This window comes from Halarcobacter sp. (genome assembly GCF_963675975.1).
In the GTDB taxonomy this organism is placed as follows: Bacteria; Campylobacterota; Campylobacteria; order Campylobacterales; family Arcobacteraceae; genus Halarcobacter.
Genome location: NZ_OY780939.1, coordinates 1,051,351 through 1,065,417 on the forward strand (window position 1 = coordinate 1,051,351; position 14,067 = coordinate 1,065,417).

17 protein-coding genes are annotated in these 14,067 nt (G+C 28.6%); 15 read left to right on the forward strand and 2 right to left on the reverse strand.

What is annotated here, in order from left to right:
* Positions 1-2: 2 nt before the first annotated feature.
* The 7 genes from purQ to ACKU3H_RS05265 all read left to right on the forward strand — a co-directional run bounded on the left by purQ (position 3) and on the right by ACKU3H_RS05265 (position 4,932).
* Positions 3-674 (forward strand): phosphoribosylformylglycinamidine synthase I, encoded by a 672-nt coding sequence (gene purQ / locus ACKU3H_RS05235; protein ID WP_320035919.1) that lies wholly within the window; start codon positions 3-5, stop codon positions 672-674.
* The gene (locus ACKU3H_RS05240; RefSeq protein ID WP_320035920.1) at positions 674-1,831 is read left to right on the forward strand and encodes a hypothetical protein; all 1,158 of its coding nucleotides are present in this window, start codon (positions 674-676) and stop codon (positions 1,829-1,831) included. Before purQ ends, ACKU3H_RS05240 begins: the two co-directional genes overlap by 1 nt.
* On the forward strand, positions 1,815-2,495 hold the full coding sequence (locus ACKU3H_RS05245; RefSeq protein ID WP_320035921.1) for a lysophospholipid acyltransferase family protein: 681 nt from the start codon (positions 1,815-1,817) through the stop codon (positions 2,493-2,495). The genes ACKU3H_RS05240 and ACKU3H_RS05245 overlap by 17 nt, the downstream gene beginning before the upstream one ends.
* On the forward strand, positions 2,495-2,881 hold the full coding sequence (crcB, locus tag ACKU3H_RS05250) for a fluoride efflux transporter CrcB (protein ID WP_320035922.1): 387 nt from the start codon (positions 2,495-2,497) through the stop codon (positions 2,879-2,881). The genes ACKU3H_RS05245 and crcB overlap by 1 nt, the downstream gene beginning before the upstream one ends.
* Positions 2,882-2,974: 93 nt before the next feature.
* A complete protein-coding gene (locus ACKU3H_RS05255; protein WP_320035923.1) occupies positions 2,975-3,202 on the forward strand; it encodes a twin-arginine translocase TatA/TatE family subunit in 228 nt (75 codons plus the stop codon).
* Positions 3,203-3,214: 12 nt separating this feature from the next.
* A complete protein-coding gene (gene argS, locus ACKU3H_RS05260; protein WP_320035924.1) occupies positions 3,215-4,804 on the forward strand; it encodes an arginine--tRNA ligase in 1,590 nt (529 codons plus the stop codon).
* Entirely contained in the window at positions 4,804-4,932 is a 129-nt protein-coding gene (locus ACKU3H_RS05265) for a hypothetical protein (protein WP_320035925.1), read from the forward strand. The genes argS and ACKU3H_RS05265 overlap by 1 nt, the downstream gene beginning before the upstream one ends.
* 21 nt (positions 4,933-4,953) lie before the next feature.
* On the opposite strand, the gene rsfS is transcribed toward ACKU3H_RS05265, so the two are convergent.
* Together rsfS and nadD are read right to left on the reverse strand one after the other, a co-directional pair.
* Positions 4,954-5,280 carry a ribosome silencing factor gene (gene rsfS, locus ACKU3H_RS05270; RefSeq protein ID WP_320035926.1) on the reverse strand — a complete coding sequence of 109 codons (327 nt, stop codon included), beginning with the start codon at positions 5,278-5,280 and terminating at the stop codon, positions 4,954-4,956.
* Positions 5,277-5,828 carry a nicotinate (nicotinamide) nucleotide adenylyltransferase gene (gene nadD / locus ACKU3H_RS05275; RefSeq protein ID WP_320035927.1) on the reverse strand — a complete coding sequence of 184 codons (552 nt, stop codon included), beginning with the start codon at positions 5,826-5,828 and terminating at the stop codon, positions 5,277-5,279. The genes rsfS and nadD overlap by 4 nt, the downstream gene beginning before the upstream one ends.
* A gap of 89 nt (positions 5,829-5,917) precedes the next feature.
* On the opposite strand from nadD, the gene gap reads away from it, so the two are divergent.
* The 8 genes from gap to hisC all read left to right on the forward strand — a co-directional run bounded on the left by gap (position 5,918) and on the right by hisC (position 14,063).
* Positions 5,918-6,916 (forward strand): type I glyceraldehyde-3-phosphate dehydrogenase, encoded by a 999-nt coding sequence (gap, locus tag ACKU3H_RS05280; protein WP_320035928.1) that lies wholly within the window; start codon positions 5,918-5,920, stop codon positions 6,914-6,916.
* 11 nt (positions 6,917-6,927) lie between these two features.
* Entirely contained in the window at positions 6,928-8,124 is a 1,197-nt protein-coding gene (locus tag ACKU3H_RS05285; protein ID WP_320035929.1) for a phosphoglycerate kinase, read from the forward strand.
* Positions 8,125-8,126: 2 nt separating this feature from the next.
* Positions 8,127-8,837: a triose-phosphate isomerase gene (locus ACKU3H_RS05290; RefSeq protein WP_320035930.1), complete on the forward strand. Its 711-nt coding sequence runs from the start codon at positions 8,127-8,129 to the stop codon at positions 8,835-8,837.
* Position 8,838: 1 nt separating this feature from the next.
* Positions 8,839-9,663, forward strand: coding sequence for an enoyl-ACP reductase FabI (fabI, locus tag ACKU3H_RS05295; protein WP_320035931.1), 825 nt, complete (start codon positions 8,839-8,841; stop codon positions 9,661-9,663).
* A 210-nt stretch (positions 9,664-9,873) separates the two neighbouring features.
* Entirely contained in the window at positions 9,874-11,082 is a 1,209-nt protein-coding gene (gene lysA / locus ACKU3H_RS05300; protein ID WP_320035932.1) for a diaminopimelate decarboxylase, read from the forward strand.
* 4 nt (positions 11,083-11,086) lie between these two features.
* Positions 11,087-11,866, forward strand: coding sequence for an HAD-IIA family hydrolase (locus ACKU3H_RS05305; protein ID WP_320035933.1), 780 nt, complete (start codon positions 11,087-11,089; stop codon positions 11,864-11,866).
* A complete protein-coding gene (gene pheA / locus ACKU3H_RS05310; RefSeq protein WP_320035934.1) occupies positions 11,863-12,930 on the forward strand; it encodes a chorismate mutase in 1,068 nt (355 codons plus the stop codon). Before ACKU3H_RS05305 ends, pheA begins: the two co-directional genes overlap by 4 nt.
* A gap of 11 nt (positions 12,931-12,941) precedes the next feature.
* On the forward strand, positions 12,942-14,063 hold the full coding sequence (gene hisC / locus ACKU3H_RS05315) for a histidinol-phosphate transaminase (protein WP_320035935.1): 1,122 nt from the start codon (positions 12,942-12,944) through the stop codon (positions 14,061-14,063).
* The last annotated feature ends 4 nt before the right edge of the window (positions 14,064-14,067 follow it).

Here is a 14,067-nt window from a genome sequence, read left to right on the forward strand (position 1 = left end):
TCATGAATGTAACTGTATTACAATTTCCTGGTACTAATTGTGAGTATGATACAAAATATGCTTTCGAAAGATTAGGATGTGATGTAACAATTGTTTGGCATAAAGATAAACAAATACCTGAAAATACTGAATTACTAGTTATTCCTGGTGGATTTTCTTATGGGGATTATTTAAGAAGTGGTGCTATTGCTAGATTTGCAAATATTATGGATTCTGTTCAAGCTTATGCTGCAAAAGGTGGAAAAGTTTTAGGTATTTGTAATGGATTTCAAATTCTTTTAGAAGCAGGTTTATTACCTGGAGCTATGAAAAGAAACAACACTTTACATTTTATCTCAAAATTTAAAAACTTAAAAGTTATAAACAATGACAATATCTTTTTATCTAAATTAAAAAAAGATCAAGTTGTAAATATTCCTGTAGCTCACCATGATGGTAACTACTTTATTGATGAAGCAGGATTAAAAGAGTTAGAAGAGAATAATCAAATCCTTTTAAGATATTGTGATGAGGCTGGAAATATAGAATCTCTTAATGGTTCAGTTTCTCATATTGCAGGGATCTGTAACAAAGATAAAAATGTATTTGGTCTTATGCCTCATCCAGAAAGAGCAATGGAAGAACTATTAGGTTGTGCTGATGGTGAAGATATGCTAAGAGGATTCTTGAAATAGTGAAAAAAATATTAATATCTCTTCTGTTATTCTCAATATATCTATTTGCAAATGAATTTACGAGTGTAGAAAATTCTGCATTTGGAGATAATACACAAGAAGAGGTCTTAATGGAAGAGCCTCAAAACTCTTTTGTTCCAAAAAATTTATATTTGTCTTATATAAATCATCCTACACATATTTATAAAAATCAACGTTTTGAAATAAAAGTAAAAGCATTGATTACAAGAAATAATTTTGATACTATAAAAACAAATTTTGTAAATGATATTAGTATGACACCTTTAAATGAAGGTAAACAATGGGAACAAGACCCTGAAAATCCTAACACTTTTATAAATACATTTTATTTTAAAGCTTATGAAGAAAATTTCAAGTTACCAGATATTGCTGTATCTTTATATGATGGAGAACAATTAGTTGAGACAAGAGTCTTACCTTCTATGGAGATAAGTTTTTCCCAAATTGCTAAAGGTGATGAAAAATTTACAAATGTAATTGCAAAAGATTTTAAGTTAGTTGCATCAAAATCAAAACAGTATACAAACAAAGAAGCTTTAACTATATTAGATATTGAAGCTTTTGAATCTAACCTTGAAGATTTTAATATCCAAGATATAGATGATCAAGGTTTTACATTAATTGAAGATGAATATCCCAAACAACATATTATATATTATGTAGTTATCCCTATTCACAAAAAAGATATTACCTTTACATACTATAATACAACAATCAATAAACTACAAACAGTAAAAGTTCCAGTTGTATTTACAGAAGAGTTAGTAAGTACACAAACAGATTTAAATCCAAATAACTCAAGCTTTGAATTTTATAAAAAAGTGTTTGTAGGTGTATTAGCATTATTGTTTTTAATTCTTTTTATTTGGAAAAGAAAATATTATATATTAGTACTGTTTTTAATCACAACAATAGTTTTCATAGTTTTTGCAATGCCAAATAAAACTGTAAGACTTAAAGCAAATAGTGTTATTTATATTTTACCAACAAAAAACTCAACAATATTTAGAAAAGTCTCTTCTGAAATGATAGTTGAAAATATGAAAAAAAGAAATGGTTTTATAAAAGTTATGTTTAAAAGTGGAAATGAAAACTATATTGGATGGGTGAAAGAAGAAGATGTTATCAAGAATTAGAGGTTTTATAGTATTAATACAATTTTCAATTACTGTAGGTATAGTAATTGTTTTAATGTATACATTTAGAAATCATACTCATAAAGTTATAAAAGGTTGGATGAAAATCCAAATGTATCTTTTAGGAATAAAGTTAGAGCAAGTTGGAAAACTAGATGAATCTTGTGATATGGTAGTTTTAAACCATCAAAGTTTGTTAGATATTATAGTTATGGAATATATTCATCCAAGAAATTTAGCTTGGATTGCAAAAAAAGAGATTACAGATTTAGTCTTTTTTGGACATATTATTAAAGCACCAAGAATGATATCTGTAGATAGAGAAGATAAAGCAGGTGTTATTAAACTTTTAAAAGATTGTAAAGATAGATTATCTCAAGGAAGACCAATAGCAGTTTTTCCAGAAGGTACTAGAAGTACAGGTAAAAGAATGTTGTCATTTAAACCAGGTGCTAAAATGATTGCAAATAAATTCAACTTAAAAGTTCAACCAGCAATTATTATAAATACTAGAGAGATACTAGATTCTAAAAGTTTAAAACAAAAACCAGGAAAAGTAAAAGTAATCTATTTGGATCCAGTACAAGCCGATAAAAAAACAGATTGGTTTGAAAAACTAGAAGAGGATATGAATAGAGTTTTTAACGAAGAGAAAGATAGTTAATGGCTATCTCTTGGCAAACTCTTCTAGCAATCGGTACAGGAGGTTTCCTAGGAGCAATTGCTAGAGCATATAGCGTTCATTTTGTAAATAAACATGTACCTTTAGAGTTCCCAGTAGGAATTTTAATAGTAAATATTTTAGGAAGTTTTATAATAGGAATTCTTTTCGCAATATTCGCACACTACACATTTAATGATTCAACAAAAGCATTTTTAACAACAGGTTTTTTAGGTGCACTAACTACTTATTCAACATTTGCTATAGAGAGCTTTTTTCTTCTACAAACTTCATTACTTTTGGGTATAACAAATATGGCATTAAATCTATTTGGAACAGTACTAGCTGCAGCTAGTGGATATAAATTAATCTACATTTTTCTTAAGTAAAAATTTAAAAATCATCAAATTTGACACAAGTCATTTTTTTTAAGCTTCAAAAAGATATAATAATTGTTAAAAATTAGAAATTAAGGATTTAATATGGGTATGCCAGGTGGTATTGAATGGGTAATTATTGCCTTAGTAGTATTACTATTATTTGGTGGTAAAAAGATTCCAGAACTTGCAAAAGGTTTAGGAAGTGGTATTAAAAACTTCAAAAAAGCTGTAAAAGAAGATGAAGAAGTAGTTTCAACAGATAAATCTGAAGAGATTGAAAAAAAAGCTGAAGTAAAAGAAGAAGAGCCAAAAGAAAACAAAACTGTATAAAAGAGAAGATAATTGCAAAAAATAGTAAAAAATTATATTGAATCAGTTTTAGAAAAAGAGATTGTTTTAGAAAAACCAAAAGATATCTCTTTAGGTCATTTTGCAACTCCTGCAGCATTTTCATTAGCTAAAGAGCTTAGAAAGTCTCCTATGATAATTGCTGATGAATTAGCGGCAAAATTTGTAGATGATGAGATGTTTGAAAAAGTTGAAGCTGTAAAAGGGTTCTTAAACTTTAAGTTATCTAACATATTTTTGGAAAAACTTTCAAAAGAAGCATTGTTAAAAAAAGAAAACTATGCTAAAAGCGATGAAAAGAAAGAATCAATCTTACTTGAATATGTAAGTGCAAATCCTACAGGACCTTTACATATTGGCCATGCTAGAGGTGCAGTTTTAGGTGATGCATTAGCCAGAGTTGGAAGACATCTTGGATATGATATTACAACAGAATATTATGTAAATGATGCCGGTGCCCAAATGGATATGCTTGGATTATCAGTTTCACTAGCAGGACGAGATTTTATCTTAAAAGAAAATGTTGATTATCCAGAAACATATTATAGAGGTGATTATTTAGTAGATATTGCTCAAAAGATTTTTGAAGAGTATGGAGAAGAGATTTTCCATGACGAATCAAGATTTAGAGAGATGGCTGAGATTGCTAAAAATGATGTTTTAAAAATTATCGTTAAAGATTTAAAAGATACAGGTATTGAATTTGACAATTTTGTATCAGAAGCATCACTATATGATTCATGGCTAAAAACAAAAGAGGTATTACTTGAAAATGGTTCTTTGTATGAAAAAGAGGAAAAACTATTTTTAAAATCAACACTTCATGGAGATGATTCAGATAGAGTTGTAGTAAGAGAAAATGGAATACCAACATATTTAGCTGGTGATATTATTTATCACAAAGATAAATTTGATAGAGGTTATGATCATTATATAAATATTTGGGGTGCAGATCACCATGGATATATTAAAAGAGTTCATGCTGCAATAGAATTTTTAGGTGAAGATTCAAAAAAACTTGAGATTTTACTTTCACAAATGGTTCAATTACTTAAAGGTGGTGAGCCATACAAAATGAGTAAAAGAGCAGGTAATGTAATCTTAATGAGTGATATTGTTGAGGAGATAGGACCAGATGCCTTAAGATTTGTATTCTTAACAAAAAAAAGTGATACTCATTTAGAATTTGATCTTGATATGTTAAAAAATCAAGATAGTTCAAATCCTATCTTTTATATTAATTATGCATATGCTAGAATTAATCAAGTTTTCAAAAAAGCTGAAAAAGAGTTTTCTGATGTTTTAGATATCTCTTATGAAGGTTTAAATGATGATTCATTAAACTTAGTTTACGAATCTTTACTTTTACCGACAGTTTTAGAAGAAGCTTTCCTTAAAAGAGATATGCAAAAGATAACTGATTATCTTTACTCTTTGGCATCTTCTATTCATAGATTTTACAATCAATATAAGATTGTAGGAAGTGATGAAGAAGAAAAGTATTTAAAAGTTTTAAGTCTATGTGCTTTAAGTATTAAAGTGGCTTTAAATATTTTAGGAATAAAAGAAAAAGAGGTTATGTAATGAAATGGGCAATTATTATTTTAGCTTTGATTATCGGCTATGCGTTGTGGACTGGCAATACAGGCGGCGCTAAAGATGCAGCAAGTAATTATAATAAATTATTGTCAGGAAGACCAGCAGCACAATAATAAAAGAGTTTAACTCTTTTATTATTGATTTTTATTGTCTAGTTCTTTTAGAAACTCTTCTATAGTATATTTTTCTCTATATTTTTCACTTAATAAATGAATAAATATATCACCTAAATCTATAACAGTCCAATTTTCGTCATCATCAACTCTTAAAAACTCTTCACCTTGAGGTTTTAAATCAGTTCTTAAATAGTTTAATAATGCAAATGCATGTTTAGGATTTAATGTTGTTGCAATAACAACATAATCAACAATATACTCTTTTGAAGTTAAATCAATAATTTCAACATTTTTTGCTTTTTTACTAGTTAAAATTGATTTTATATTTTCTAATCTTTTGTTCAAATCTTACCTTCTTTATTCCAAATTTTTTTAATATCTTTTCTAATCCTCTTTGGTATATACTCTAAATTAAAAGTATTTCTAAGCTGAGTAGAACTAATCTTAATATTTACTTTTAGTTTCTTAACTTTATCTTTTTTAGAATATTCAATCCCATCTCTTGTAACAACAATAAGTGTAACAAGTTTTTTTATCTCTTTATAGCTATCCCATAAATGGAAACTACTATAATTGTCTGCACCAATTACTAGATATAACTTTTCTGGATTGTATTTTTCAATAATGTGTCTAATTGTTTCTATGGAATAAACAGGTCTTTCTTTGTTTATTTCATAAGGTGAAACCAACACTTTTTCTTTTTTTGAAAAAAGCTTTTTCAAAAGTTTATATCTAACTTTTGCATCTAAAAAAGATCTTACTTTCAAGGGATTTAAATATGCAGGTACTACAATTAAAAGATCAATATCAACTTTTTTTAATATCTTTTTTACAATAGTTTGATGACCTATGTGAGGTGGGTCAAAACTACCACCAAAAATTGCAATATGCACTTAATTTTGCCTTTGAAATATGATTAAATAATATTATAGCAACATTTTGATAAAATATCTACCGATTTTATAAATACAAAAGGGAAGAAATGGCTGTTAAAGTTGCAATTAATGGATTTGGTAGAATAGGTAGATGTGTAGCAAGAATAATTGAAAAAAGAGATGATGTTGAACTTGTTGCTATAAATGATACTGCTACTACTGAAATGTTAGAATATATTACAAAATATGATACAGTACATGGTACATTCGATGGTGAAGTAAAAGTTGAAGATGGTTATTTAATTATGGGTAAAGTAAAAGCAAAACTTTATTCAACAAGGGATGCGAAAGAATTAACTTTTACAAAAGATTGCGGGGCAGAAATTATTTTAGAATGTACAGGAGCTTATTTAACTCAAGAAAAATGTCAAGTTCACTTAGATAATGGTGCAAAAAAAGTTGTAATGAGTGCACCAGCTAAAGATGATACACCAACTTTTGTAATGGGAGTAAATAATGAAGAGTATGAAGGTCAAGCAATTATCTCTAATGCTTCTTGTACAACAAACTGTTTAGGACCAATAGCAAAAATTATTGATGATGAATTAGGTATTGAAAAAGGTTTAATGACTACAATTCACTCATACACAAATGATCAAAATATTTTAGATGTAAAACATCAAAAAGATAAAAGAAGAGCAAGAGCAGGTGCTCAAAATATGATTCCTACAACAACAGGTGCAGCTAAAGCTATGAAATTAATTATGCCACAATTAGATGGTAAATTACATGGTCAAAGTGTGAGAGTTCCAACTCCAAATGTATCTATGGTAGATGTTAACTTTGTTGTTAAAAAGCAAGTTACAAAAGAGGATCTTAACGCTTTACTAGAGATGAAAGCAAAACAATTAGAAGGGATTGTAGCTATTGACAATGATATGATGGTATCTTCAGATTTAGTTGGAAATACAAATTCATCAATTGTAGCATCTGATTTAACACAAGTTATTGGTGGAGATATGATTAAAATCATGACTTGGTATGATAATGAATGGGGATATTCGAGTAGATTAGTTGATATGGCTATTTACGTATCAGATAAATAAGGGGGAAATTTATGAAGCTTCAAGAGATTAAAAATATTGATATAGATGGGAAAAGAGTATTTATTAGATGTGATTTTAATGTTCCAATGGATGAATACAATAATATCACAGATGATAGAAGAATAAGAAGTGCATTAAATACTATTAGATATTGTATTGATAGAGATTGTTCTATAATCTTAGCTTCTCACTTTGGAAGACCAACAGAACCTGGAGAAGAAAAATATTCACTTAAACCTGTTGCTAAAAGATTACATACTCTTTTAAAACAAGATATTAAAATGGCAAAAAATGTTGTAGAAGATGACACTATTGAAATGGCTAAAAATTTAAAGCCAGGTGAAATAATGCTTCTTGAAAATTTAAGATACAACTCTGGTGAAAAAGCAAATGATAAAGATTTTGCTCAAAAACTGGCATCTATGTCTGAAATTTATATAAACGATGCTTTTGGAGTTTCTCATAGAGCTCATGCTTCTGTTGAAGCTATTACAGAATTTTTTGATATTAAAAATAAAGCAGCTGGATTTTTATTGGCAAAAGAGATTAAATTTTTCCATAATATTGTTGAAAACCCAAAAAGACCTTTTGTTTCAATTGTTGGGGGTTCAAAAGTATCTGGAAAACTTGAAGTTTTACATAACCTAATCACTAAAGTTGATAAAATCTTGATTGGTGGAGGTATGGCATTTACTTTCTTAAAAGCTCAAGGTTATGAAGTTGGTAAATCTTTAGTTGAAGATGATTTAATTCCTGAAGCTTTAAAAATTATTGAAGAAGCAAAAGAGCTTGGAGTTAAACTATATCTTCCTGTAGATGTTGTTGCAGCTGAAGCTTTTGATGCAGAAGCAATTGCAAAACTTGTAACAGTTCAAGAGATTCCTGAAAGCTGGATGGGACTAGATATTGGACCTGCAACTGCTCAATTATTTAGATTAGCTTTAGGAGATGCAAATACAATACTTTGGAATGGACCAATGGGTGTTTATGAAATGGAAAAATTTGCAAAAGGAAGTACTAGAATCTCTAATACTGTAGCTCAATCATATGCAACAACTGTTGTTGGTGGTGGTGATACTGCTGACTTAGTTAGAGTAACAGGAGATGAAGAGGATATGACATTTATCTCAACAGGTGGTGGTGCTTCACTTGAATTAATCGAAGGAAAAGTTTTACCAGGTGTTAAAGCTTTAGTTTTAGAGGATTAAGAATGGCAATTATTGCTTCAAACTTTAAAACAAACCACACAAGAAAGTCAACAGCTTCATTTATAAATGAGGTTGATACTTTCGTAAAAGAGAATAGTATTAATAATGAAATATTAGTATTCCCTCCTTCAACAGCATTAGATTCATTTGACATATCTTCAAATATTAAGATTGGTGCCCAAAATGCTTATTCAGTTGAGAAAGGTTCTTTTACAGGTGAAATTGGAACTTCTCAGCTAGATGAATTTGGCATTAAAACAATTTTAATAGGTCATAGTGAAAGAAGACATATCTTAAATGAATCACAAAGTGAAATTGCAAAAAAATATAGTTTTTATAAAGAGTTAGGATATACAATTGTTTATTGTATTGGGGAACCTTTAGAAGTAAAACAAAGTGGATTAGAAAAAACTTTAGAGTATATTTATGAGCAATTTGAAGGTATTGATACAAATTATGAAAATCTTATTTTAGCTTATGAACCAGTTTGGGCAATAGGAACAGGTGTTACAGCTACAAATGATGATATAAAAAATGTACATAGTGCAATTAAAGAAAAAATCAATAAACCTTTACTTTATGGTGGAAGCGTAAAAGTTGGAAATGTTCAAGAGATTTGCTCAATTGAGGGTGTTGATGGAGCATTGATTGGTACTGCATCTTGGATTGCAGATGATTTTAAACAAATTATAGAAAATACAAAGGATTTATAGAATGTTGATGGAAGGTAAAAAAGGTGTTATTCTAGGAGTAGCAAATAATAAATCTATCGCTTATGGAATAGCTAAACAATGTGCAGCACAAGGTGCAAAAATTGCATTTACTTATTTAAATGATTCTCTTAAAAAAAGAGTTGAACCAATCGCTGCTGAGTTTGGAAGTGAAGATTTAGTTTATCCATGTGATGTTAGTAATCCAGATGAGATTAAAGCTTTAAAAGAGTCTATAGAGAAAGATTTAGGGCAAATTGATTTTATCGTTCATTCAATTGCATTTGCACCAAAAGAGGGATTATCTGGAAGATTTTATGATATCTCTAAAAATGCATTTGATATTGCTATGGATATCTCAGTTTACTCACTTATTGAAGTAACAAGAGAGTTAAAACCTTTATTATCAGATAACTCATCTATTCTTACATTAACATACTATGGTGGAGCAAAATATATCCCTAACTATAACTTAATGGGTGTTGCAAAAGCTGCATTAGAGATGACTACTAAATATCTTGCAGAAGATTTAGGTAAAGATGGGATTAGAGTAAATGCTATTAGTGCAGGACCTATCAAAACTTTAGCTGCTGCTGGTATTGGTGATTTTAGATTTATGCTTAAATGGAATGAAGCTCATGCGCCACTTAAAAAGAATGTTTCAACTGATGAAGTTGGAAACTCTGGAATGTATCTATTAAGTGATTTAAGTTCCGCTGTAACTGGTGAGATTCATTATGTTGATTGTGGTTATAACATTATGGGTATGCCTGCAGTTGAGTTTGAAGATGGGAAGCCAAGAATTGCATGGAACGGAACTGATAAGTAGGTTATAAGCGTCAGCTTTTACTCAATACCTGCGTTGTCAAGTAAATTTTAAAGACTCACTTACGCAAGTAAGCTCCTCCTTAAAATTTACTCTCCGCCTTGGTCTAGAATAAAATCTAACACTTCTAACCTACTTATCTTTGAAAATGAAGTTTTAAATTTAAATTCTTAGGAATTTAGATTTAAAATTTTAAAAAAGTATAGGAAAATTATGAGTATAAATTTCAAAGAATTAGCAAACAAATATCAAACACCTTATTATGTGTATGATTTTGATTATATTTCAAATCAATACAATGAATTAAAAGGGGCTTTTAAAGCTAGAAAATCACTTATTGCGTATGCAGTAAAAGCAAATTCAAATTTATCTGTTATTAAACATCTTGCAAAGCTTGGAGCTGGAGCTGATTGTGTTTCTATTGGTGAAGTAAAAAGAGCATTAAAAGTTGGTATTGCTCCATATAAGATTATATTTTCCGGTGTTGGGAAAATCGATGATGAGATTAGACAAGCACTTGAATTAGATATTTTGATGATAAATGTAGAAAGTGCAGCAGAGCTTGATAGGGTTGAGCTTATTGCCAAAGAATTAGGTAAATGTGCAAGAATCTCTATTAGAGTTAATCCAAATATTGACCCACAAACACATCCATATATCTCAACTGGATTACATGAAAATAAATTTGGTGTTGATATTGATACAGCAAAAAGAATGTATATCCAATGTAACAACTCTGAAAATCTTGACCCTGTTGGGATTCATTGTCATATTGGTTCGCAATTAACACAATTATCACCTATAAAAGAATCTGTAAAAATTATTGCTGATTTAGTAAGAAATTTAAAAGCTATTAAAATAGAACTTTCTTTTATGGATATTGGTGGTGGTCTTGGAATCATTTATGATGATGAAAAACTGATTGATACAAATGAGTATGCACAATCTGTTTTAGAAACAATGTTTGGTCTTGATATCACTGTTGTTTGTGAGCCAGGAAGATTTATGGTTGGAAATGCAGGTACATTTGTAACTAAAGTTTTATATGAAAAAGTAAATGGTGAAAAAAGATTTGTTATTGTAGATGGAGCTATGAATGATTTAATTAGACCATCTTTATATAATGCTTACCATAAGATTGAAGTTTTAAATGATAATAAAGAGTTTAGTGATTGTAATTTAGTTGGACCTGTTTGTGAAAGTGGTGACTTCTTTGCAAAAAATGTTGAACTTCCAAAAACTCAACACAATGATTTAGTAGCAATTTATAGTGCAGGAGCATATTGTTTTACAATGGCAAGTAACTATAATACAAGAGGAAGAGTTGCTGAGATTGCAATTGAAAATGGGCAAGATAGACTTATTAGAAAAAGAGAAACTTTTGAAGATATTATAGCTTTAGAAGAGGAGTTTATAAAATAAATCAATGAATAAAGGTTTTTTTATAGATGTACAGGGAACTTTAATTGATGATATTGATAAGAGTCCAATTAAAGGTGCCTGTGAATTTATTGAGTATTTAAATAATAAAAACATACCTTATGTGGTAATTACTAATAATAGTAAAAATAAAAGTGAAGATTTTATTGAAGAGTTAAAACAAAAAGGTTTTGACATAAAAAATTATATTGATCCTTTTTATATTTTAAAAGAGGTTTTAACTAATAAAAAAATTGCTGCATTTGGTACAGATAAGTTTTTAAAAGTTTTACAAACAATGGGATATGAAATCGATTTTGAAAATTTTGAATCTTTAATTGTATCAATAAAAGAAGATTACACAAATGAAGATTATGCAAAAATGATTGAATGTGCTTTAAAAACTGATAATCTAATAGCTATGCATGGAACATCTATTTATAGTAAAAATGGTAAAAGATATCCAGGTGTTGGAGCTATTATGAGTATGGTTAAATTTGCAGTAAATAAAGATTATGAGATTGTTGGTAAACCTAGTTTAAATTTCTATGAGAAAGCTAGAAAATTGATTAATTTGGATTTTAAAGATATTACTGTTATAAGTGATGATATGATTGGTGATTTACTTGGGGCTCAAGAGTTAGGAATGAAAACAAACTTAGTATTAAGTGGAAAAACTAGAACTAAAGAAGAGATTGTAAGTACTCTAGAAAAAGATAAATTGCCAAATGAAATATATAATGATATGAGTGAGATTTTAGATAGTTTAAAAGAAGGTGTAGTATGAGTGAAAAGGGCTTAAAAGAGTTAAGAGATAAGTTAGATTCTATAGATAATGAACTTTTAAAACTTATAAATGAGAGAATGGAAATAGTTCATCAAGTTGGTGTTGTAAAAGCACACAGTGGTGGAGCTATTTATAGGCCAGAGAGAGAAAAAGCTATTATAGATAGACTTGATTCTTTAAATGAAGGAAAACTAAATAGAAAAGCTATTGAGGCTTTATTTCTAGAAATATTTGCAATCTCTAGAAATATTGAATTACCTGAAAATATTGCTTATCTTGGACCTGAAGGAAGCTTTACTCATCAAGCTGCAGAAACTAGATTTGGAGCAATGAGCTCTTATATTTCAATTGGTTCTATTAAAGGTGTTTTTAGAGAAGTAAGTACAAAAAAAGCTAGATTTGGGGTTATTCCTATCGAAAATTCTTCAAATGGGATAGTAAGTGATACCTTAAATTGTCTAAGCACATATAATCTAAAAATTATTGCAGAGGTGATTTTAGATATTCATCATACTTTTGCAACTACTTGTGACAAAGTTACAGATATAAAAAGAATTTATTCAAAAGATATAGCTTTTGATCAATGTCATAATTTTTTAGAAAATTTTGGTTTAGATGAGGTTGAACATATTCCAGTTGAATCTACTACAAAAGCTGCAAAGTTAGCATTAAATGAACCAAATAGTGCTGCAATATGTTCACATGTTGGAGCAAAACTTTATAATCTTCCAATTTTGTTTGAAAATATTGAAGATAAAGATAATAATAAAACTAGATTTTTTATAGTAAGTGATTTTGAAAATGCACAATCAGGGAATGATAAAACATCAATTTTAGTTAAATTTCCTAATACACCTGGTGCCTTAGTTGACTTTCTATTAGATTTTAAAAAAGAAGGTATAGATTTAACAAAAATTAAATCTCATATTGTTGAGGGTGTTTCTATTTTCTTTATTGATTTTAATGGTCATAAAGATGATGAAAATATAAAAAGAATTTTTAATAAACATAAAGATAGTATCAAATTCTTAGGTTCTTACGTAAAAGAAATTGATGATATATAAAAGAGGATAAAATGAAATTTAATAAAGTATTAGATAATTGTAAAATATATGAGGCTGGAAAGCCTATAGAATTAGTTGTTAGAGAGTATGGGGTTGATACAAAAGATATAATTAAACTTGCTTCAAATGAAAACCCATATGGAACAAGTCCAAAAGTTATAAAAAAGATACAAGATTTGTCAAAAAATATGTTTATGTATCCAGATGATTCTATGTATGAATTAAAAGAAGCATTGGCAAATAAATACAGTGTAGAGAGTCAAAATGTGATTGTAGGTGCAGGTAGTGACCAAATTATAGACTTTTTAGTAAAAGCTAAATGTGATGAAAGTTCTAAAGTACTTATGGCAAAAACTACATTTGCAATGTATGAAATCTATGGTAGACAAACTGGCTGTACTATTTTAAAAACTGAAGATGGTATGCATAACTTAGAGCAATTTGAACAAATGTATAATGAACATAAGCCAGATATGATTTTCTTGTGTTTACCAAATAATCCTTTAGGTGAGTGTTTAGATAGAGAAGATGTATATAATTTCTTATCAAAAGTAGACAAAGAAACATTAGTTGTAGTTGATTGTGCTTATATGGAATATGCTTCTTATAAAGATGAGAAAAAAGCTATTAAACCAGCTGAACTTATAGAAAAATTCCCAAATGCAGTGTATCTTGGAACATTCTCTAAAGCATATGCTTTAGGTGGGATGAGAACAGGATATGGTATTGGTCAAGTTAATTTAATTAAAACTTTATATAAAATCAGACCACCATTTAATATTACAACTTTATCATTAGCAGCTGCAATTGAAGCTTTAAAAGATGAAGAGTTTGTAAATGAGTGTATTAAATTAAATTTTGATGAGATGAAAAGATATGAAGAGTATGCAAAAAGAAAAGGCTTTTCTTATATAGAAAGTTATACAAACTTTATTACAATCAAATTTGACAATAAATATATCTCTTCAGATGTTGCTCAAAAACTTCTAGAAAGAGGTGTTATTGTTAGAGATTTAACAGGTTATGGAGTAAATGCAATAAGAATAACTATTGGAACACAAAAACAAAATACAAGAGTATTTAATACTTTAGATGAAGTTTTAGATTCATTAGATAAACAAGAGAATTTATAATTTA